Source organism: Sorangium sp. So ce1014 (genome assembly GCF_051521505.1).
Taxonomy (GTDB): domain Bacteria; phylum Myxococcota_A; class Polyangia; order Polyangiales; family Polyangiaceae; genus Sorangium.
Genome location: NZ_CP150356.1, coordinates 442,183 through 464,141 on the forward strand (window position 1 = coordinate 442,183; position 21,959 = coordinate 464,141).

11 protein-coding genes and 2 CRISPR repeat arrays are annotated in these 21,959 nt (G+C 68.4%); of the genes, 9 read left to right on the forward strand and 2 right to left on the reverse strand.

The features are described 5' to 3' along the window. Nucleotides 1-425: 425 nt before the first annotated feature. On the reverse strand, nt 426-911 hold the full coding sequence (locus WME75_RS01735) for a helix-turn-helix domain-containing protein (RefSeq protein WP_437485747.1): 486 nt from the start codon (nt 909-911) through the stop codon (nt 426-428). A 1,171-nt stretch (nt 912-2,082) separates the two neighbouring features. Then, nucleotides 2,083-3,364: direct repeats of the CRISPR family, unit length 36 nt; unit sequence CTCTCCGCCGCTGAAAGGCGGCGGCCCCATTGAAGC. Between the two features lie 107 nt (nt 3,365-3,471). Next, a CRISPR array of direct repeats spans nt 3,472-6,942; the repeat unit is 36 nt; unit sequence CTCTCCGCCGCTGAAAGGCGGCGGCCCCATTGAAGC. 98 nt (nt 6,943-7,040) lie between these two features. Here WME75_RS01735 and tssI point away from each other — a divergent pair. From tssI to WME75_RS01775, 8 genes are all read left to right on the forward strand, one after another. Next, on the forward strand, nt 7,041-9,683 hold the full coding sequence (tssI, locus tag WME75_RS01740) for a type VI secretion system tip protein TssI/VgrG (RefSeq protein WP_437485750.1): 2,643 nt from the start codon (nt 7,041-7,043) through the stop codon (nt 9,681-9,683). An 11-nt stretch (nt 9,684-9,694) separates the two neighbouring features. After that, on the forward strand, nt 9,695-12,076 hold the full coding sequence (locus tag WME75_RS01745) for a hypothetical protein (protein WP_437485752.1): 2,382 nt from the start codon (nt 9,695-9,697) through the stop codon (nt 12,074-12,076). Continuing rightward, on the forward strand, nt 12,045-13,394 hold the full coding sequence (locus WME75_RS01750) for a hypothetical protein (RefSeq protein ID WP_437485754.1): 1,350 nt from the start codon (nt 12,045-12,047) through the stop codon (nt 13,392-13,394). The genes WME75_RS01745 and WME75_RS01750 overlap by 32 nt, the downstream gene beginning before the upstream one ends. 15 nt (nt 13,395-13,409) lie before the next feature. Then, on the forward strand, nt 13,410-14,057 hold the full coding sequence (locus tag WME75_RS01755) for a hypothetical protein (protein ID WP_437485756.1): 648 nt from the start codon (nt 13,410-13,412) through the stop codon (nt 14,055-14,057). A 51-nt stretch (nt 14,058-14,108) separates the two neighbouring features. After that, nucleotides 14,109-14,912, forward strand: coding sequence for an RHS repeat domain-containing protein (locus tag WME75_RS01760; protein WP_437485758.1), 804 nt, complete (start codon nt 14,109-14,111; stop codon nt 14,910-14,912). After that, entirely contained in the window at nt 14,839-16,320 is a 1,482-nt protein-coding gene (locus WME75_RS01765) for a hypothetical protein (protein ID WP_437485760.1), read from the forward strand. Before WME75_RS01760 ends, WME75_RS01765 begins: the two co-directional genes overlap by 74 nt. 153 nt (nt 16,321-16,473) lie before the next feature. Next, nucleotides 16,474-16,731, forward strand: coding sequence for a UPF0175 family protein (locus WME75_RS01770; protein WP_437485762.1), 258 nt, complete (start codon nt 16,474-16,476; stop codon nt 16,729-16,731). Next, nucleotides 16,728-16,856 (forward strand): hypothetical protein, encoded by a 129-nt coding sequence (locus tag WME75_RS01775; RefSeq protein ID WP_437485764.1) that lies wholly within the window; start codon nt 16,728-16,730, stop codon nt 16,854-16,856. Before WME75_RS01770 ends, WME75_RS01775 begins: the two co-directional genes overlap by 4 nt. Before the next feature lie 63 nt (nt 16,857-16,919). On the opposite strand, the gene WME75_RS01780 is transcribed toward WME75_RS01775, so the two are convergent. Further along, nucleotides 16,920-18,293 carry an SAVED domain-containing protein gene (locus WME75_RS01780; RefSeq protein ID WP_437485766.1) on the reverse strand — a complete coding sequence of 458 codons (1,374 nt, stop codon included), beginning with the start codon at nt 18,291-18,293 and terminating at the stop codon, nt 16,920-16,922. Nucleotides 18,294-18,501: 208 nt separating this feature from the next. On the opposite strand from WME75_RS01780, the gene WME75_RS01785 reads away from it, so the two are divergent. Next, the gene (locus WME75_RS01785; RefSeq protein ID WP_437485768.1) at nt 18,502-21,924 is read left to right on the forward strand and encodes an nSTAND1 domain-containing NTPase; all 3,423 of its coding nucleotides are present in this window, start codon (nt 18,502-18,504) and stop codon (nt 21,922-21,924) included. Nucleotides 21,925-21,959: the final 35 nt, after the last annotated feature.

The following is a 21,959-nucleotide window of genomic DNA, read 5'->3' on the forward strand; positions in this document are numbered from 1 at the left end:
TTTTGCGAGGCGAAAGAGGGCGTGAGCACGTATGCGGGGGAGCCGGAGCAGGAACACGAGCCGCGGTATTACGTGGATCGCGCCGATGTCGTGCTGGAATCGCTGTCGTGCTGGAATCGTGTTGCCAGCGCCGTCCGCCGCCGCTGCGTGCCCGCCCCGAGTCGCGCGGCGCCCCGAGTCGCGCGGTGCTGCGACAGCGTGTGTTCGATGGATGAAAGGTTGTTACGATACAGGGAGAGGAGCGAACGCGACGCGCCCGCGCGGCTCAGCGCCCGTTGCGCCCGGCGGCCGGGGCGCGGGCAGGAGCGCCGGTGAGGAACGCGCCGGGGTGCGGGGCAAGTACTCCAGCCGCACGTCGGTGAGCACCGAACGCGCTGGGCTCGGCCAGTGTGCGGACGAGCCGAGCGTCACGAGCGTCCGCCTGCTCATCGAAATTTGCGGAGATCCCGCGATGTGCGGCTGGAGTCCTGGAGCGGGTGCGGTCCGGAGGCCGGGCCGCCGAAGTGATTCACGATCTGCTGGGCTATCTGCCGCAGGATCGGCCCGCCCGCGCTGCTCACGAGGAGCTCCAGGCCGGGCACCAGCACGACACGCTCCCAGCGTTCCGCCGCGTAGGTCGGCTCGGGCGGCGGAGGCCGGACCGCCGGGGGCGGCGGCACGAGTAGCGCTTCCATGTCGGCGGGGGACATCGTCGCGAGCTTCCGCTTGATCTCGGGCAGCTTGAGCCCCTGCTCGCGGAGCTTCTGGATCGACAGGATCTGAAGCCGATGCTCGCGCAAGTACCGCGTCCCCGGCCCGGCGAACGGCGGCGGCACGAAGAGGTTACGCTTGTACCAGTAGCGAATGGTGCGTTCGCTCACTCCGGCTTCCTCGGCGATCTCCCCGATGGTGTACCCGTCGTTCCTCGGCATGGGCGGCCTCCTCGGACAGAGCATAGCCTGGGAAAGCGGCAAGCCGCCATGAATCTTGACAGGATTGAGGCCGGGGTTTGCCGGGAACTGGACCTATATGTGCGATGATTTTCACGTGAGTCGAAAAAAATTGTCATGATCGTGAAATTAAATTCTCCATCCAGGATGTCCGAAGCCACCTGCGTGAGGCTAAGCTCTCCATTCAGGATGTACGAAGCCATTTGCGTGAAGTTAAGCTCTCCATCCAGGATGTCCGAAGCCACCTGCGTGAGGCTAAGCTCTCCATTCAGGATGTACGAAGCCATTTGCGTGAAGTTAAGCTCTCCATCCAGGATGTCCGAAGCCCCCTGCGTGAGGTTAAGCTCTCCATCTAAGATGCTTGGAGCCGGGGAGGCGGACAGTCCATGCGGAAGCACTGCGGGTGATAGAGACCCCTGGGGTGGTTCCGGTGTCTATAGAAAAACCATTGAGAACGCCCTCCGCAGGCCCCGCGGACGGCGACGGCAACGAGGACGAACCCCGGGACGAGGACGGCGAGCGCGGCGACGACTCCCATGGCGACCGCTGTCCGCACGCTCGTACTCCAGCCGCACATCGGTGAGCACCGAACGAGCTGGGCTCCACCCGTGTGCGAACGAGCCACTCGTCCCGATCGTCCGCCCGCTCATCGAAATCCGCGGAGATCGGGCGACGTGCGGCTGGAGTACAAGGGCGCCGGCGGTCGGGGGGACGAAGCCGCGGCGTGGGCGGTGGGTCGCGGGGGTCGGCGGGCGGGAGCCCCGGGGCGGCGGGGGTCGTCCCCGGCTCGCGAGGTGAGCGTTCCGAGGGGGATGAGGCGGGCGAGGTGGGGGATGAGTCGGGCGAGGTGGGGAGGCAAGCGGGGGAGGTGGGGCAGGAAGCGGCAAGGCGGCCGGGGAGAACGGAAGGGCTGGGCGAGTGGAGGAGGGGGTGTGGTAGAAGAGGGCGGGAGCACCGGCTGCGAGCGGTGGAGTGACGCGAAAAACCCGGGGGGCGCTCGCAAGGCCGGCAGGTGTTTGAAAAGACGATGGATTTCGAGAGGGCCGGGGGCGCTCGGGGCGGCCCCGGGTGGCCGGAGCGGGGGGTGGAACGGGGACCTCTCGCAAACCGGGTTGCAAGTGCGCGAAATGTTAGGTAGGCCTGGGAGGCCTCTCTCTCCGCCGCTGAAAGGCGGCGGCCCCATTGAAGCTCGCCGTCGATCGCGAGCGAGGTCAGCCCAAGGTACGTCTCTCCGCCGCTGAAAGGCGGCGGCCCCATTGAAGCCAGCTTGGTCGCCTAGTCCCGGCACGCCGCCTCGGTGTCGCCTCTCCGCCGCTGAAAGGCGGCGGCCCCATTGAAGCTGCAAGGCCACGTTGAAGGTCTTGACGTGGCCGTCCTCTCCGCCGCTGAAAGGCGGCGGCCCCATTGAAGCGCGCTGTCCCCGCTGGGAGGCAGCGCCGGCGTTCCAGTCCTCTCCGCCGCTGAAAGGCGGCGGCCCCATTGAAGCACCAAGGAGCAGTGGACGCTGGCGCAGCGGCTGGCCAACTCTCCGCCGCTGAAAGGCGGCGGCCCCATTGAAGCTCGGAGACGGAGCCCGACTACCTCGACGCGACGGCCTCTCCGCCGCTGAAAGGCGGCGGCCCCATTGAAGCAAGGCCGCCGGTGTGCCGAACACGATCACCCGATGGCGCTCTCCGCCGCTGAAAGGCGGCGGCCCCATTGACGCCTCGGGTGGGGGGAGTGGACCCCGCGAATCAGGGGCACCTCTCCGCCGCTGAAAGGCGGCGGCCCCATTGAAGCGTAGAGGTCGCGCTGTGCAGGGCGCTGGCTACACCCCTCTCCGCCGCTGAAAGGCGGCGGCCCCATTGAAGCTCGTCGCGCCTGCGGATGCGTGCGGCCTCGTCCCGCTCTCTCCGCCGCTGAAAGGCGGCGGCCCCATTGAAGCCCACTTTCTCGTGAAACAGGCGTGTAGCGTTGTACTCGCTCTCCGCCGCTGAAAGGCGGCGGCCCCATTGAAGCCTGGACTGGCGCGCAGTGCTAGACTCGCCGGTTATGACAGTGCTCTCCGCCGCTGAAAGGCGGCGGCCCCATTGAAGCGTGTCGGCGATGGCCGCGGCGCGCGGCCTCGATGACTCTCCGCCGCTGAAAGGCGGCGGCCCCATTGAAGCGAGGTCTGGGACGTCCTCGACGTCGGGAACGAGTACCCTCTCCGCCGCTGAAAGGCGGCGGCCCCATTGAAGCCGTCGCATGCGCATCCGATGGAATGCCCTACCCCACTCTCCGCCGCTGAAAGGCGGCGGCCCCATTGAAGCCGGAGGCGCGCTATCTCGATGAACAGCCTGCCGTGGCTCTCCGCCGCTGAAAGGCGGCGGCCCCATTGAAGCGTCGCAACTGCCACGCAGCAGACCTACGTGGAGAACTCTCCGCCGCTGAAAGGCGGCGGCCCCATTGAAGCGGTCGAGAGCAGCACCATGTCAGCCCACTTCACGAGCCCTCTCCGCCGAAGGCGGCGGCCCCATTGAAGCAGTCAAGCGCCGCCGGGCTCGTGCCCGATCTTTTTCCTCTCTCCGCCGCTGAAAGGCGGCGGCCCCATTGAAGCGGCAAGGGCCCGGCGCGAGACGCGATCGGCGCCGCCACTCTCCGCCGCTGAAAGGCGGCGGCCCCATTGAAGCGCGGCGGCGCGGCGGCTCAAGGCGACGGGGAGGGACTCTCCGCCGCTGAAAGGCGGCGGCCCCATTGAAGCATCCTGAACAGGTATGAGAACTTGAGCCGGTACTCCTCTCCGCCGCTGAAAGGCGGCGGCCCCATTGAAGCCAGGTACTCGACCACGTGCAGGTCGTGCCGGACGCCTCTCTCCGCCGCTGAAAGGCGGCGGCCCCATTGAAGCCCGCTGGAAAGCGGTTCCCTGTGGTTGTGCTCGTAACTCTCCGCCGCTGAAAGGCGGCGGCCCCATTGAAGCAAAGACGATGATCGCCCAGGCCAGGCAGTACCACAGCACTCTCCGCCGCTGAAAGGCGGCGGCCCCATTGAAGCCGGTGGTTGGTGCCCAAGATGCGCAACGCGATCGATCTCTCCGCCGCTGAAAGGCGGCGGCCCCATTGAAGCGGCCTACTGGGCCGTCAACACGGACCGCGGGCAGGACCTCTCCGCCGCTGAAAGGCGGCGGCCCCATTGAAGCAACAACACCGGCTCCGAGATCGGCGCTGGCCTGTTCCTCTCCGCCGCTGAAAGGCGGCGGCCCCATTGAAGCGTTCGCCCGGCGCGTGAGTTCATCCGAGCTCAGCGGCTCTCTCCGCCGCTGAAAGGCGGCGGCCCCATTGAAGCCCGAGCATCAGAGTGTTCTCGCCGCCGTTCAAGGCGACTCTCCGCCGCTGAAAGGCGGCGGCCCCATTGAAGCGGCTGCCCAGTGCGCGGCACAGCCCGGGCGCCGTGGTCCTCTCCGCCGCTGAAAGGCGGCGGCCCCATTGAAGCGAACTCTGAGGCTAAATCGACTATTGCAAGAGCCTTTCTCTCCGCCGCTGAAAGGCGGCGGCCCCATTGAAGCCGGAACTCTGGGGACGTGACTGCATCCATGTGGCACCTCTCCGCCGCTGAAAGGCGGCGGCCCCATTGAAGCTCGACGATTCCGCGGCACACCCGCCACATAGTGGTGTCTCTCCGCCGCTGAAAGGCGGCGGCCCCATTGAAGCCCGACGCAGAGGCATGGCTTCCCCGGCTGCACTCTCGCCTCTCCGCCGCTGAAAGGCGGCGGCCCCATTGAAGCTTTCTGGCTGACCGCCAGCAGAACCTTTGAGCGCGTCTCTCCGCCGCTGAAAGGCGGCGGCCCCATTGAAGCGACCACTCGGTCGCCGAGATGATGACCGTGATCCACACTCTCCGCCGCTGAAAGGCGGCGGCCCCATTGAAGCCTATTTGTAGAGGAACTCCTTCAACCTGCTCTTGAGCTTCTCTCCGCCGCTGAAAGGCGGCGGCCCGATTGAAGCGCCATCTGGTCACCCTCCTGCGCGGCGTCCTCGCCGTCGACTCTCCGCCGCTGAAAGGCGGCGGCCCCATTGAAGCTCCTGATAGGTGGTCGGCTCGTACACAGACGCGGTAACCTCTCCGCCGCTGAAAGGCGGCGGCCCCATTGAAGCCGCCACGCCTTGAGCTGCTCCCATCCGGGCTCATCCGAGCCTCTCCGCCGCTGAAAGGCGGCGGCCCCATTGAAGCGGCGCTCTTGTGGTTCCGCGCGGGCGCCGGCGCGGAGCTCTCCGCCGCTGAAAGGCGGCGGCCCCATTGAAGCACGAGGCACTCGTACTTGTCGCTCGGCCCGGTCTTCCTCTCCGCCGCTGAAAGGCGGCGGCCCCATTGAAGCACGACTCCAGCCATGATGTCGCCATTGTACTTGACCTCTCCGCCGCTGAAAGGCGGCGGCCCCATTGAAGCTAGTGGATCGCCACGGGCGACGGGCTCTGCCCCTTTTGCCTCTCCGCCGCTGAAAGGCGGCCGCCCCATTGAAGCCGCTCTCGCGACCGCGCGGATCTTGTCCTGCTCGAGGTCTCTCCGCCGCTGAAAGGCGGCGGCCCCATTGAAGCCCACGGATCGCGACCCTCATGCGGAAGCGCGCGAGCTCTCCGCCGCTGAAAGGCGGCGGCCCGATTGAAGCCTGATTGAGGCCGTCGGATGCGACGAGGGAGCCGCCGCTCTCCGCCGCTGAAAGGCGGCGGCCCCATTGAAGCCTCATCGATCCTCCGATCGCATTCGCCTCTCGCCGATCTCTCCGCCGCTGAAAGGCGGCGGCCCCATTGAAGCTCAACTAACGGAACAGGTGGCAGATATCAGCTCGAATCAGCTCTCCGCCGCTGAAAGGCGGCGGCCCCATTGAAGCAAGGTTGTCGTGCACCGCGTGCCTCACTTCGGCCTCTCCTCTCCGCCGCTGAAAGGCGGCGGCCCCATTGAAGCATCATCAACCACGCCAGGGGATCGAGGTCGAACCACCTCTCCGCCGCTGAAAGGCGGCGACCCCATTGAAGCGCCTCGCGCACGCCCTCCCAGAGCAGCCGCGCCGGGTCTCTCCGCCGCTGAAAGGCGGCGGCCCCATTGAGGCCAGGTCCATCGCAGGAAGTCGACCGCCGCCTCCACCTCTCCGCCGCTGAAAGGCGGCGGCCCCATTGAAGCCGGCGATGTGCTGGATCGACACCCGCCCGATTGAGAGCTCTCCGCCGCTGAAAGGCGGCGGCCCCATTGAAGCGGATAACATCGAGATGACGAACCGCGCGATCGGCTCACGCTCTCCGCCGCTGAAAGGCGGCGGCCCCATTGAAGCAAGTCCTCGCCCGGTCCGCAGCCGTGGACCTCATCGCTCTCCGCCGCTGAAAGGCGGCGGCCCCATTGAAGCTCGACTCCTGGCCTTTTTGAGAACTCATGAGTGATTCGCTCTCCGCCGCTGAAAGGCGGCGGCCCCATTGAAGCCTCCGACGGACGCCTGCGCAGCGGCGCGATTCGTCGACTCTCCGCCGCTGAAAGGCGGCGGCCCCATTGAAGCATGGTGGTGATGGCGGTCCACACGCCCTTGTTGACCTCTCCGCCGCTGAAAGGCGGCGGCCCCATTGAAGCTCCGACCGAGGACGGCGGCTGCTACGTCGTCCGCGACTCTCCGCCGCTGAAAGGCGGCAGCCCCATTGAAGCGGCGTCCACCGATGGCCGTGCTCGCTGATGACCTCGACTCTCCGCCGCTGAAAGGCGGCGGCCCCATTGAAGCTTCTGCAAACGCAGACCAACGGTCTTGAGGCCCCCTTCTCTCCGCCGCTGAAAGGCGGCGGCCCCATTGAAGCGTGATCGACTCCCGCATTTGCTGCGCCGTCATCCACACTCTCCGCCGCTGAAAGGCGGCGGCCCCATTGAAGCCCCTCAATCTTGAAGGTGGGATCCAGCTGCAAGATCACTCTCCGCCGCTGAAAGGCGGCGGCCCCATTGAAGTGTCCGGATGGCCGTCCTCGTCGAGGCACTCGCACATATGCTCTCCGCCCCTGAAAGGCTGCGGCCCCATTGAACCTCACCTTCGCCGATGCGGCCTGCCGTCGGAGGCCGGCGCGTGAGAAAGATGCTGAGAGCTGGGAGGACGACTCTCGGTCGTGATAGAGGGATCGCTCCATGTCGAATGGGGCGCCTCATCCATCCACCTTCGAGCTCCGCGCTGGCCCTCTCGCCGTGCGGGACCTCACCGTGCTCTCGTTCCGCGGCCGCGAGTCCATCTCGCGCGGCTACCGGGTCGACATCGACGTTGCGGCGCCGTTCGCCGATCCGGCAGCGTTCGAGCCGCAGGTCCTCGAGCAGCCGATGCACCTCGCGCTCCAGGGCGAGGGCGCTCCGCTCCGCGTGTTTCATGGCGTCTGCACCCACGTGGCGTGGAGCGCAGCCCTCGACGATGGCCGGAGCGTGTACCGGCTCCGCCTCGCCTCGCGCCTGTCGCTGCTCGGCAGGCGCCGCGCTAGCCGCATCTTCCAGGACAGGACCGTCGACGCGATCGTCGACCTCGTCCTGGAGGAATGGCGCATCCCCCGCCGCTTCGCGCGGGTCCGCGCCTCTCCGAAGCGCGCCTATTGCGTGCAGTACCGCGAGACCGACCGCGACTTCGTGACACGCCTCCTCGCGGAGGAAGGGCTCTTCTACTACTTCGAGCACGACCCCGGCGAAGGCGCCGAGCGGATGGTGATCGGCGACGATGCGAGCATCTATCCGCCGATCCCCGGCGCCCCGCGGCTCGTTTACAGAAGCGCGCCGGCAGGAACCGGCGCCCTCACGCCCGGCGAGGACCACGTCCAGCAGTTCGTCGCGGCGCGCTCGGTCCGGCCGACGGCAGCCGTCGTCCGCGACTACGACTTCGAGCGTCCGCTGTTCCACCCCTCCTCGTCCGCGAGGACGGCGCAGCTCAAGGGCGGCGCGGAGGACGGCCGGTACGAGCACTACGAGCACCATGGCGACTACGAGAGGGTGGAGGTCGCTCGCGAGGACGCCGCGATCCGGCTTGAGCAGCTGCGCCGGAAGGCCGTGGTCGCCCGCGGGGAGACCGGGTGCCGGCGGCTCGTGCCCGGCCACCGCTTCTTCCTGGAGGGGCACGACGTCGCGGCGTACGACCAGGGCTGGGTCGTGACGCGCGTGGACCACGAGGGCGAGGCGCCGCAGGTCTCGGGCGCTTCGCCCACCTACCGCGCCCGCTTCGCCTGCGCGCCGGACACGGTCTGCGTCCGACCGCGCCCCGCGCCGCGGCGCATCCAGCAGGTCGTCGAGACCGCGACCGTGGTGGGCCCGCCGGGCGAGGAGGTGCACACCGACGCCTTCGGGCGCATCAAGGTCCAGTTCCACTGGGACCGCGACGGCCAGGGGGACGACCGGAGCTCGTGCTGGATCCGCCACGCCGAGCTCTGGGCGGGGCGCGGCTTCGGTACCCAGTTCGTTCCGCGCGTCGGCATGGAGGTGGTCGTCTCGTTCCTCGGCGGTGACGTCGACCGCCCGATCGTCACCGGCTGCGTCGCCAACGCGGTGAACCGCGCGCCGTTCCAGCTCCCGGACGCGAGGACCCGGAGCGGCGTGAAGACGCGGAGCAGCCCGAACGGCGGCGGCCACAACGAGCTCAGCTTCGAGGATCGGAAGGGCAGCGAGCTCGTCCACCTGCGCGCCGAGCGCGAGCTCGACGTCCGCGTCGGGACCGATCAGCGGGTCGGTGTCGGAAGCAACCGCTCTGTCACGGTGGCCGGCCGCGACGCGCTCGACACCGGCGATCGGCTCACGAAGGTTCGCCGCGACGACGACCTCGAGGTCGAGGGCCGGAGGAGCGTCCGCGTCTTCGGCGAGAGCGAGGAGCACGTCCTCGGCGACCGCGCGCTGCGCGTCGACGGGATCGACAAGACAAACCTCCTCGGCGGCTCGGTGCTCACCGTCGAGGGGCCGTCCATCCTCCGCGTCACGGGCGAGTACAGCGTCGACGTCGGCACGGGCGATGACGCGGGCGCGGCGCAGATCAACGTCTCGGGCTCGCTGGTGATCGGCGGCTCGAGGTCGCTGCGCCTCATCACGCAGGGGAGCCTCACCCTCTCGGCGGGCGAGAGCTCCCTCGAGATCAACCCGGAGGGGATCCGGATCATGGCCGGCAGGGTGGAGATCGCCGGCACCCAGGCGCTCTCGCTTGCGGGCAAGGGACCGACCCTGTCGCTCGGGGAAGAGGCGGAGCTCACCGCCAAGAAGATCCGCATGCTCTCCACCGACGCGGCGCTGGAGCTCGACGAGGACGCCGCGCTGTGGGGCAAGCTGGTGAAGCTGAACTGCTCACGCGACGAGCCGCCACCCGGCGGGGAGGATGACGAGGAGAAGACGAAGCCGTTCAAGGTGCAGCTCACGGACGAGGAGCTGGAGCCGTACGGAGGCAAGCGCTACCAGCTCGTCGCCGAGGGCCGGCGGTTCGAAGGCGAGACCGACGCGGACGGGGCGATCGCGGTGGAGATCCCGGAGACGGCGCAGCTCGTCGAGATCACCATGTGGCCGGGGAAGTACCCGACGGGCCCGAAGAAGAAGTGGACCGTGCGCGTCGCCGCGCTTCCCGAGGTCACGACGGTGGAAGGGGCGCTGCGGCGGCTGAAGAACCTCGGTTACTATGAGGGGGCTATCAAGGACAACCCGCCTGCGGACAAGGGGTTCCGGGCGGCGCTCGCGTGGTTCCAGAAGGACCACGAGCTCGGGGAGACGGGGGAGCTCGGCGCGCAGACGGCGAGCGAGCTCGCGCGGGTACACGGCGGCTGAGGAGCATCGACATGGCGGACGGGAACCAGGGCGGTGGTGGGCCGGCGCAGGCGCCGGCTGGCGATTTCCTGACGAAGCTCTCCGAGGCGTACCCTTACGGGGACGAGCCGCCGCGGCTGACGGTCGCGATCAACGACATGGCCGCGGGGGCGCCGGACGGCACCGAGTTCGGCGACGACGGGATACGCCCGCGGCGCCACGAGGTGCCGAAGGAGGCGATCTTCTGGCCAGAGACGATCGGCGATGTGCTCGCGTGGATCGACCAGCGGATCCGCGTTTTTCCGATGGATCAGGTGTGGCTCACGCAGGCAGGGCCGCTGATGAACTGGTGCGCGGACCCGAAGGAGGAGCAATGGGCCCAGGCGGTCACGGAGGTCCTCTTCGGCGCCACGTACGGCGGCCCCGGCAGCTGCTACGACATGGGCACAAAGAAGGGCGTGGCGCGGTTCCCCGCTTCGGAGAACTGGGAGACATACATCTTCAGCCGGATCCAGCGGCGATACCGGAGCACGCTCGAGCGTCGATCGGCGAGGCACAAGGTCATGTATGGGCATTACAACATCGAATCCTGGCGGAATCCGCGTCCGATTCGTGATGACCTGGACAATGCTCCGCCTCCCAGTGACGCATCGAGCCTCTTTGAAGGCTCGGTGGCGTCCAACGACAACCCGTTGGTCGTGGGTCCGACCCGGGACGGCAAACTCCTCGACGACCCGATGGGGCCCCGCTGGAAAGCGCAGGAGAACGACGATCCGGCCGTGCCCATCGTCGCCGCCTGCCAGCACCTCGCGACCTATGGGGCCCTGACGCGAGGTTTTCGCGTCGAGCACCTGAACGGCGTCGGGTACGCGGCCGAGTTCGGAACCGGCGGCTTCGCCATCTTCTCGGGAAAACCAGCAACGCCCGGCGACGAGGTGCCCCCGCAGGGCGGGCGCTGGTACACGCTCCCGACCGCAACCGGAGACGGAGAACCGGCGAGCGCGGAGCAAGCAGCCAATGGTTCGCCCCCGGTCGTCACCTATGAGGACCTCCTCAAGGTCGAGCGCGCCCGGCAGCTCTCCCCGCCGCTCGCGCCCGGGACCATCTTCGTATTCGATCCCGACGCCGGAGCCCGGAAGGTCACGCTTTACCTATCCGCGTATGAGGATCAGTACATCCGCGAGAAGATCCTCATGAAACACCTCGCGGAGCGCAAGACCCCTGGAGTGCAAGAGATCGAGAGCCCTTACTCGCAGAAGGACAGGGTCGCGCCCGATTACCAGCGGGAGCTGGAGCTCGCGAAGCCAAAGGAGGACCCCAAGCTTCTCGCGGATCTTCGATATTATGAGAAGCGCGGGATGAAGGCCAAGGCGGAGGAGACGCGGGCCGATATACAGGCGAAGCTCAACGAGGAGCTTCAAGCCTGGGAGAACCAGAAAGCGCTGGCGCGCGACATCAGAACGAAGGAGGTGGTCATCGATCTCCGGAAGCAGCTCGACGGCTCGCATATCCATTACATCCTCCGGGTGCACAAGGACAAGCCGCTCGTGCAGCTCATGGACACCGGCAACGGCGCCAACTTCTGGTCGAAGATCAAGAAGGAGAGCCGGGAGAACCCCGGGCGGGGGGCGCTCGTCGAGTTCATGCAAGCCGGCATCGTCGACGGAAACGCGCAGAAGCAGGTCGGCCCTGGGCAGATGCTCGGCTTCTGCGGCATGGGGGTCACGCCACCCCCTCCCGAGGACCTCGGCGAGATGGCCGCGTTCATCAAGAAGGCGCGTCCGATCGGCCTGTTTCGTCTCGTCTTGACGCGGCGGCCTAGCAAGGGGTCGATGACAGACGACGATGTGCTCTATGTCAGCCGGCTCGCGCGCATGTATGGCAGCTTGCCGGAGCAGAACTACACGATCGCGCAGATGCTCTGGGGAATCCGGAACACCCCCGGCTTCACGAACGTGCAGCCGTGGGTGATCTTCTTCATTCCGCGCGGGATCCTCGCCCGGTCGATGTGGGCACGCGGCGGGCGCGAGATGACGCTGGACATGTTCATGTCCTATGTCGCACCTCGGTTCGAGGAGGAGTTCGGGAAAGCTACAGGCCTGACGTTGTACAAGCACTACTTGCCCGCCGTGGCGATCACGAACAGCGGGCTGCAGCACCAGGACTACGCGGGCAAGGCGCAGTTCCAATGCCGATGGAAGTACATGTCCGGCAGCTCAGGCAGAGCAGAACCGAGCGCCGCATGGCCGCCACCGATCGAGCGCAAGCTCAAGGAGATTGCCTGGAATTCCATCCATGTGCACGCGAGCTTCAAGGAAGATGCCAGGGAGCGAATCGACGCGCTCACGCCCTCGATGTTCCGCGACGGCGCTGCTTCGTTCGATGGAGATGAAGATGCTAAAGCACTTTCGTGACGATTCGGCCGTGGCCGTCGCGGCCCTCTCGATCGTGCTCGCCAGCTGCGGCGCTTCGAATGCGCCATCCAGGGATGTCGAGGTTCGGCAGAGCGTCGCGCCGCCACGATCGGCGCCAAGCGCCGCCTCTCCCGGGCCAGCACAGGCTCCGGAGGTCGAACTATTCGCGTTGCCGGCAGCGGAGGACCCCGCGCCGTACCTATTGCGCTGCGAGCGGGGCGATATGGAGGGGTGCCGGATGGCCGGCTGGCTCTTCCTGCACGGCTTCGGCGTGGTCGAGGACGGGCATCGCGCAGACGACCTCTACGTCAAGGCGTGTCAGGGCAAGAACACCAGGGCATGCATGGAATTTGCCGCGGAGTACTACCACTGGCACGACTGGCCGAGCAAAGCAATGGAATTTGTGGCAGAGGCTGCTCAACACGAGCTGGCCTGCAATCACGGTGATCAGCAGGGCTGCCTTGCTCTCGCCCTGGATGTGCTCCGCCATCCGGATGAGCTGAAGAATTATCGAGATGGCATAGGAAAGACCGCTCAGAAGACTGCAGAGGATGCCTGCGCAGCGTCCAATGTCGCTGCGTGCTCCACGTTGATGGGAATCGCTCAGCTAAGCGGAGACAAGCCCCGAGCGGAGGCCCTCGGAGCAAAGCTCCTCGCATTGTGCGACGCTGGTGAGATGAGCGCGTGCTGGCCCGTGCTCGGCTATCCCTGGAAGGACAAGACGCCGGCTGAACGGAGCCGCCTCACGAAAGAGCTCGGCCTCAAGTTGTGCAAGTTCTCTCAGGCCGAATGCCGCGCTGGTCGAGGGGCGAGATGCTCGTGGGCTATGGGCTGTGTCGACAAGAACGGCTTCGATCCGCAAGGACCAGAAGCGGTCGCGGAGTTCACCTACCGCGCATGCGTCGTCGACAGAGAATTCAAGCGGTGCGAGGAGCTCGCGGGTCTGTTCGAGCGCGGCAAGGGCGTGCCCAAGGACCCGGAGAAAGCGGCCTTTTTCGACATGGCCGCCTGTCAGCACGGTCGCGAGCTAGCGTGCTGGAATACGGTGCTCCGTCTCAAGAAGCAGGGCAGCGGCCCCGAGGTCGACAAGAAGATCTTCGAGGTCACGAAGATGGGTTGCCGCATCGATGATCGCGACGTGGGCTGGCTGAGGAGCTGCGAGCGGCTCGCGGGGATGTACGAGACCGGCACCGGGACGCAGAAGGACGTCGAGAAGGCGGTGGAGCTCTTCACGGCTGTGTGCCCTTATCGAGAAGAGTCGTGCGACAACCTCCGCCGCCTGAAGAGGCCCGTACCGCCCGACGCGGACGCGCCGTGACGAGGGAGAGCAAACGTGAGCGAAAAGGACGGGAGCGTCATGCGGCTTGAGCGGTATGCCGAGGTCCTGGCCCATGTGGTCTATTTCCGCGGCGCGGACCTCCACGAGGTGCTCGCGCGCCTCGGCGTCGCGCCGGCGGACTGGGCGCGGGCCGACGCCGAGCACACGGCCGATCTCGCGCTCTCGGCGAAGCGCAACCAGGGCATCCAGGCGCTTCGCTTCAGCTCGGTCTTCGCGAGGACGCGGCGAAGCCTCGAGGCGCGCCGGCCCTCGCTCGAGTCGCTCGGCCCGCCGCAGCGGCCGGCGACAGAAAACGCCGCACCGGCGCATCTCGCACCACGGCCAGCGCTGCCCGCGTCGCCGCAAGGGCCGGCGTTCGTCCTGCCGCGCTCGTCGCCGGAGCGCGCCGACGTCTCGCCCTGGGCCGCGCACGCGAGCGCCCGGCCCGAAACCATGCGCGCCGGCGTCCCCCAAGGCACGGCGGACATCGCGGAGTTCGTTCCGCGGCCCGCATTGACCTTCCAGGCCTGCCAGGCGCAGTCAGCAGGGCAGAGCGCGCCGGAGGGGAAGCGGCCCCCGCGGTTCGACCCGCAGACGGGCAAGCCCCTCGATGCTCCCCTGCGGGTCGACGCGCCGAAGACGCCGAGCGGCGAGGAAAGCTGACGCTGGCTGTCGCGCGCACGCTCGATCGGCGCGACAGGGCTCGGAGGAACAATGCGATCGCGATCTCACGGACCAGGCAAGCCCGCGGCCAAGCAGGGTGACAAGGTCGTCGGCATCGACACGCACGTGGTGATGATCACGGCGCGCACGACAGGACAAGAGACCGTGCGGTACGACTACAGCGAGCGCGGCGAGGTGGTGCGGAAGCGCGTGAGCGAGCTGGACGGCCAGGGCGAGGTGCGGCGCGAGCTCGTGTGGGCCTACGCCTTTAGCGGCGACGGGAGGCTCATGGAGGCGCGCACCCCGGAGGGGAGGACCATCTCGTTCGCCTATGACGCGTTCGGCCGCAGGATCGAGAAGCGCGTGGCGCGGGTCGGGCAGGTCGAGAGCGTGTCCCGGTATGCCTGGCGTGGCGACGTGATGGTGCTCGATCGCACCGAGCGCGCGAGGGAGGGGGAGGCGCCCGTCGTGGAGGAGCGGAGCTACGTCACGCTGCCGGAGAGCGTGCTGCCGCTCGCCCAGCGGGACGGCGCCGCGGGGGCGCTCAGGTACTTCGTCCATGGGACGAACGGCCTTCCCGAGGCGCTGATCGAGGGGGATGGGAGCGTCGCGGCGGGGATCGATCCCGGGCTGTACGGCGACGTGCCCGCCGAGCAGGCGGGGATCACGCCGCTCAGGCTCCCAGGACAGTACGCCGACGAGGGCAGCGGAATCTCAAGAGGGCGCTCCGCGAGGTCGACACGATCCGCTCGGAGACCGGATCGAACGATGCCGTACCGGCGTGCCCGAACTGCTCTCAGCTCATCCCGCGGCTCTGGACGATGGCTGGACAATCCCCGCCGAACGGGCGCGTGATTGGCGGAGGCACAAACGCAAGCCGCGATTATTCATCTCATCCCACGAGCCACCTCAGCCGGCCGAACGCACACGGATCCATGAATCTTGGTACGTGGAGCACCGACAACGGCAATTTCGTGAGGCAGCGATGAGCTCCAGGAAGGCGTTTCACCGCGGCCTCGACTTCATCAAGCCACCGGCCGGCCTCGCGTTGCGGCTAGACCGCCGTGACGAGCACGTTGATCTGCGCATCGACGGCGCCCGCGTCGTGGAGCGTCCGGTCGGGAGGAGCCGCCGCGCGCCTTTCGAACGGCGTTTCCTCAGGACAGAGTTCGCCGAGATCGTCTTCGAGCACCGCCTTGCTCGACTCCGCGCCGAGGGGTTCACCGCTGGCGCTCAACCCATCACCAACGTGCGTTTCGAGGAAGACATGCTCGCCGCGCCCCGCCTGATCGGCGCACAACTCGAACGGCGGGGCGATCCGACGGGCACCCTGCTCGCCTTTCAGGTCGAGCGGCTGCTTCGCGATGGAGACGATGCGCGCGCCATGGAACGTGAGCTCCTCGATTCGCTCACGGCGATGACCTTCGGCCCGATCCCCGATCTCGGCGAGCCTTTCGCGTGCATCGATGACGGTCACGACGGCCTCCTCGCGTGGGCCTACGACGAGGATGCGGCCACCATCGAGGATGCGCTCCGGCCAGAGCTCGCGCTCATCGGCCGCGACACGCTCGGCTTCTCGCCCGACGACTCGGACGTCTCGCTCGGCGTCGTCGGGCTGCATCGGCTGCGCCGATTCCTGGCGAGCGCCGCCGGACGCTCGCTCCGATCCCTCCGCCTCATGATCTCTGGTGCTCTCGGACCATTCCTCGATCTGCTCAACGCGCACAGCTGCGCGTCGGCGGTCACATCGCTCGTCGTCCGTGGGGCCAGTCCGTCGGTCGGCGCGGCGCTCCCTGGGCTACGCGGGCTGGGCGCGCCGGAGCGCAACCTCGCAAATCTGCTCGCCCAGCCCGCGCCGGCGCTTCGCTATCTGACCGTGTTTCGCGGTGACGATGACGTACGAGGAGCCCTCGCGCCGCTCGACCCGGAAAAGCTCCCGTCGCTTGAACACCTCGCGCTCTGGTACCGCCCGACGCGCCCCGAGGGACTCCGTGCGCTCGCAGCGCATCCTCTCGTCCGGCGACTTCGATCGCTCGAGATCTGGTCGGCAGACGACGCCAAGAGGTTCCCTTTCGAGGATCTCCTCGCGTTGCGCCCGTCCCTCTCTCACCTCGCGCGGCTCCTCCTCGGAGGGCACCTCGTACCTGCGGGTGCTCAGGCGCAGCTCGCCGCGTGGCCCGCGGTCGAGCTCGTGAGCCACGATCGACGTGAGGTTCTGGCGCTCGACATCGCCGCGCTCGGCTGGACGCGGGCGCTACGGTGACCTCGCAGCCCGAGCCCTCCAGCCAGGCGGATGGCGCCCGGAGCGAGCCGCGGCGCGCCCGGCGGCGGCGCGCCGCGACGGAAACTCCCGGACCGCGACGGAGCTCGGCCGCTCGCGGACCGCCCCGGGGCGGCGTATGCTTGCGGCCTAGCCATGGCCCAGTCGCACATCACCGTGAGCGTCGATCTTCCGCCGGACGCGGGCAGTGAGCCGATCGATGCCCTGGCCAGACGGCTGCGCTTGCTCGGGGCGCTGGACGAGGTGCGTCAGGGGCGCATGACGCGCGCGCGCGCAGCGCAGATCGTCGGGATCGGGATCGACGCGTTCCTGCGGGAGGCCGCGGCGCATGGCATCGATGCGATCGATTATGATCGCGAAGATTTCAGGCAAGAGCTCGGATCCTCCTCGTGATCGTCATCGCTGACACGACGCCCCTCCTTTATCTGTCGCGCATCGGTCGTCTCGAGATCGTCCGCGCGGCTGCGATTGCGCTCGTGGATCAAGCTCTCGAGATTCGACGGCGTTGCCTCGCGTGATCGACGAATCCTCCGGATCCAGCCCCGCCCGAGCGCGACCGTGACCGGGCGGCGCCGTCCGGCTCAGCCCGGGATGAGGAACGCAGGCGCGTAGCCCGGGCTCAGATCCTCGTACAGCTGGGTGCTCGGTATCCGATTCCAGAGGTGCCCCAGGAGCAGCGCTCCTCCCGCCGGCCCTGACAGGAACAGGTGAACCCTGCGCGCCCCCGTCGCGCGCACCTGATCGCGCACCACCTGCCGCACCGCGAGCGCCCAGCCCATCGCCCTCGCGGCGTCCGGGATCGCCGTCCGGCTCGGCGCCGGCGCGGCCGCGATCGTGATGAAGCGCCCGACCGGAAGCGCGCTGCCTCGCAGGTAGCCGAGCACGTCCTCGGAGAGGTCGTTTGTCACGCTGAGCCCCACCGCCAGCTCGTTCCCCGCCCCGAGCGCCACGGGGGAGCCGACGTGGACCGGGAAATCGCCTGGCGTCACCTCGCTTCCCCAGCGCTGGCCGCCCTGCACGCAGGCCACCCGGACGTTGCGCGTGTCGCCGAACGCGACGCCCGCCGCGAACCACGCCGGCAACCGCATGTGGCCGCGCACAAGCACCCGGTCAAAACCGAGCGCACGGAGGGTCCGCTCGGCACCCTCCAGCTCGGGGAGCAGGCGCCCGTTCCAGTCCCCCGGATCGCGGAGCTGCCGGCGCGCGCGGGGGTGGTCCCCCTCGAAACGATCAACCCAGTCGAGGTTGACCGTCGCCCCGGCCGCCCAGGGATCGCGATCGATGGCCTGCACCACGACGGTCGCCTGCCGGGCCTCGCCGTGCAGGCCGCGGCGCGCGATCTCTGCGGCCAGCGCCTGCCGGTCCACCTCCTCGCGGCGTGCCCCCGTCACCCACGCACGGATCGCCTGGACCCCCTGCTCCACCGCGAGCTCATCGCTCCTCAGCCCCACCGCAGCCATGCGATCCGAGACGCTCGTGGCAAGACCCGCCCACCCCGACTGGCCCGTGAGCAGGACGAGATAATCGAGCATCTCCAGCAGATCGGTCTCCGCGACGCCAAGGTGGGTAGCCCAGCGCTTCCGCCCCCGCCCAGCCTTCGAGCTCGACGTCGCCAGCCGCAGCCTCGGGCCGAGGGTGCCGGTGCGCCCGTCCTGCAGGGCCAGCACCGGATCGGAGACGTCGAGCGGCCGGTTCGTGTAGAGGCCCATGTGCGGCCGGTGCCCGTCCCGCGACAGCGTCTGCCAGCTGCCCCAGAACCTCTGTAATGGGCTCTTGCCCTTGCTGGTCGCCGGTGTGACCCACCAGGCCTGGTCGATCGGGTGACGGCCGTCCACCGAGTACTTCACCTGATAAAACTCGTCGGGGAACCCACGGCGGCGCACCACGACGTCATCGACATTGCCGGCGTTCTTCGCCTCGATCTCCACCCCGGTGACCTCTTCGGCCGGGTTCAACGTCCGGAGAGCGTGATACCAGGCAAAAAGATGCTGATAATCGTGTCCCTGGAGCGCGGCTCCAGCAGCGCTGAGGCTCATTCGTCCTTCCCTCGAGGTGATCTCCTCGCCAGCTTGCAGCCACCGAAGCGCGGCGGCAAGCGCGCGCCCCTCGCGGCCGGGCGCTGGTGCTGCCGGACGCCCATCAGGTAGAGTGGCCCACCAGACGATGGACCTCCCCGACGACAGGTTCGGTCCGTATCGACTCCTCCGGCCGATCGGTCGCGGCGGCGCCGGGCGCGTCTTCCTCGCGGTCCACCAGCACATGGGCCAGGAGGTGGCGCTCAAGGTCCTCTCGCAGGAGTCGGCCGGAGATCCCCAGCTCGTGGCGCGCTTCGTCCAGGAGTCGCGCGCCCTCGCCCAGATCCATCACCCGGGCGTCGTGCGGATCCACAACTGCGACAAGCACGAGGACGGCATCGCCTACCTCGTGATGGAGTTCCTCGACGGGGCCACGCTCCGCGCGTGGATGCAGCGGCAGGACGGGCCGGCGCCGCTCGACGCCGCGCTGGCGATCTGCCGGCAGCTCGCCGACGCCATGGTCGAGGTCCACGCGAGACAGATCGTGCATCGCGACCTCAAACCCGAGAACGTCCTCCTCGTGCCGGACGGGGCGAGCCCGCTCGGCCTCCAGCCGAAGATCGTCGACTTCGGGATCGCCAAGATGCCGCCGCCGGCGGGCGAGGAGCGCGCGGACACGCACGTGCAGACCGCCGCCCACAATTTCCTGGGGACCTCGGCGTACATGGCGCCCGAGCAGTGCAAGAACGCCGCGGAGGTCACGGATCGGGCCGATGTCTACGCCCTCGGCGTGGTGCTGTTCGAGCTCATCGCGGGGAGACCGCCGTTCGTCTCGACCGAGGACGTCGAGCTCCTCTATTACCACGTGCACGCCGAGCCCCCGCACCTGGAGGAGCTCGTGCCCACGGTGCCTCCCCCGCTGAGCGCCTTCGTCGCCTCGATGCTGGCCAAGGCGCCCGATCAGCGCCCCACGATGATCCGCTGCCGGGACATGCTCGCGCGGCCGTGGGCGAGCGAGAAGAACGAGTGCCCCTTCCCGGGATTGCAGCCGTTCACGGAGGCCCAGGCCGAGCTGTTCTTCGGGCGCGACGCCGAGACACGAGAGCTCCTGGAACACCTCGAGGAGATGCGCGATGGAGAGACCAGGCGCTGGCTCCTGATCGAGGGGCCCAGCGGCGCCGGGAAATCATCGCTCGTGCAGGCCGGGCTCCTGCCGCGGCTGGCGGAGCGACCTCCGGTCGCAGCGCCGTGGGTCGTCGCGACGCTCCGGCCGTCCGATGACCCGATCAAGAGCCTCGCGGCCGCCATCGCGCCGGTGTGTGCGGCGCACGATCCTGCTGGATCCACGGTAGAGGTCGAGAGCGCGCTGCGCTCGGACGCGGACGCGCTCGACGCGCTCCTCTCGCGCTGTGTCCCCGCGGGCGCGAGGCTGCTGCTCGTGGTGGAGCAGCTCGAGGAGCTGTTCGCGCTGGGCGGCGCTCACGTGCGCCATGTCGATGCGCTGCTGTCGAGGAGCCTCGCGGACGAACGATCCCCGCTCCGGCTGCTGACGACCCTGCGGAGCGATTACCTCCATCGGCTGGAGCAGATGCCCGGCCTGGCGCGCCTGCTGAACAGCAAGGCGCTCCGCTATCACCTCGGGCCGATGGACGAAGCGGCGCTCGCGCAGGTGATCCGCGGCATGGCAGCGCGGGCCGGGCTCCGGCTCTCCGATGGGTTGCCCGAGCGCATGGTGCGCGACGCCGCCGGGACGGACGGCCGGCTGCCGCTCCTGGGACACACGCTTCGCAGTCTTTGGTCGTCGCGCGCAGCGGGCGAGTTGACCCACGAACCTTACGAGCAGATCGGCGGGGTCAGCGGCGCGCTGGCGCGGCACGCCGCGCTGCTTCTCGATGGCCTCGGCGAGCAGGGGAGGGAGCGGGCCAAATGGATCCTCCTCGATCTCGTTCAAGTGGGCCGCGGCGCCCCGGATACCCGACGCCCGAGGACCCGCGAGGAAGTCCTCGCCGCTGCGGGGGACGACGCGCTGGCGGAGGAGGTGCTCATGCGCCTCTCTGGCATGCCGGTCGGGCGCTCCACGGGGGACTCCGAGAACCTGCGGCTCCTCGTGATGGCAGCAGATCCTCCGGCGGAGCCGTCCCGGCAGCGCGTCGACCTGGTGCACGAGGCGTTGCTGCAGCGGGTCCCGGCCATCGTGGGGTGGATCGAGGCCGAGCGCGCGCTGCTCGAGCGGTATGCCGATCTCGAGGTGGCGGCGCACGCGTGGGAACAATCGGGGAGGCCGGATGACGGTTTGCCAGCAGGCTCGCTGCTGGATCACTACCGCGGGAAGATCGGCGCCGCACGCAACCCGGAGCGGCTCTTGCGGATGGCCAGCGAGCGCGCGCGTACGTTCGTCGGGAAGGCGGAGAGGCTCGAGCGGCGGCGGCTCCGGGGGCGGCGGATGCTCGCTCTCGTGCTCGGCGCCATCGTGCTGCTCATGGCCGCAACATCGCTGTGGGCATGGCGAGAACGCGAACGTGCGGAGGTCAACCGAGAAAGCATCCTCCACGCGACAAAGGAGGTCGCATCGCTGGACTGGAGGCTCGGCAGGCTGCTCTACACGTCGGATATCCGATCGAGGCTCCTCGCCAACCTCGACAGCAATCTGTCCTCGCTCAGCGACGAGGAGAAGAACGACCTCGCGGTCATCGACGCCGTGGTGAAGACGAAGCAACGGCGCAGCGATTTTGCTCGGCTGAACGGGAGCCTGTCCGAGTCGTACGCGTTCGTCTCCGCGGCGGAGAGCCGCATCCGGTTCGGGCTCGCGATCGCGCCTTCGTCCGACAACCTGCGCCTCAGGCTTGCGCTCAACTACTCGAAGCGAGGGAAGCTGGAGCTTGCGAGCGGGCGGCTCGAGAGCGCGCGCGCGGAGCTCGAGCGTTCCGTGGCCGAGCTGATGATGCTGCAGGTCATCGAGACCGATGACTACAGACGAACGCTCGCGACGAGCTACTCGGAGCAGGCCGACGTCGAGCTCGATCGCCGCGACACCCCTGCCGCCGCGGCGTTGTACCGAAGGGCCATCGCGCTGCTCCAGCAGCTCGACGAGCCGAATGAAGACACAAGGAGGTACAACCTGGCATTGCTCGCGCACACATCGGGCCTCCTGGGGGAAGCGATGCGCAGGAGCGGAGACCTGCGCGCGGCGGCCGCGCACATCGAGCAGGCACGGAGGACCCAGGAAGAGCAGGTTCAGGCTGAACCAGGAAACGCGTTCTCCCTCTGGATCCTGGGCAAGCTCGACGCCGCGCTCGCCGCCGTGCGCGCGGACGAGATGCAGATAGCCGAGGCGTCGCGCCTCTATGCGCAGGCCGCCGGCACCGGCGAGACGTTGCTCCTCGGGGACCCGACCCACAAGGAGTACGGGTTGCTGCTGTGCCAGAGCCTGCTGGGCGTGGAGGCGCTGGCGGGGATCCGAGGCGGCGGGGAGCGCGCCGCAGAAGCGCATGCACGAAGATGTAAATTGGTTCACAGATTTGTGACGCGGGATCCCGAGGACGTCCGGTTCCATCGTCTGGCCTGTCCGTGAGCTGGCAGAAAAAGTGATCGGTCCGCGATCGATCT

Excerpts from the sequence above, each read along its gene's own strand:
- WME75_RS01735 (WP_437485747.1), bottom strand. The coding sequence starts at position 911 with ATGCCGAGGAACGACGGGTACACCATCGGGGAGATCGCCGAGGAAGCC.
- tssI (WP_437485750.1), top strand. The coding sequence starts at position 7,041 with ATGTCGAATGGGGCGCCTCATCCATCCACCTTCGAGCTCCGCGCTGGC.
- WME75_RS01745 (WP_437485752.1), top strand. The coding sequence starts at position 9,695 with ATGGCGGACGGGAACCAGGGCGGTGGTGGGCCGGCGCAGGCGCCGGCT.
- WME75_RS01750 (WP_437485754.1), top strand. The coding sequence starts at position 12,045 with ATGGAGATGAAGATGCTAAAGCACTTTCGTGACGATTCGGCCGTGGCC.
- WME75_RS01760 (WP_437485758.1), top strand. The coding sequence starts at position 14,109 with ATGCGATCGCGATCTCACGGACCAGGCAAGCCCGCGGCCAAGCAGGGT.
- WME75_RS01770 (WP_437485762.1), top strand. The coding sequence starts at position 16,474 with ATGGCCCAGTCGCACATCACCGTGAGCGTCGATCTTCCGCCGGACGCG.
- WME75_RS01785 (WP_437485768.1), top strand. The coding sequence starts at position 18,502 with ATGGACCTCCCCGACGACAGGTTCGGTCCGTATCGACTCCTCCGGCCG.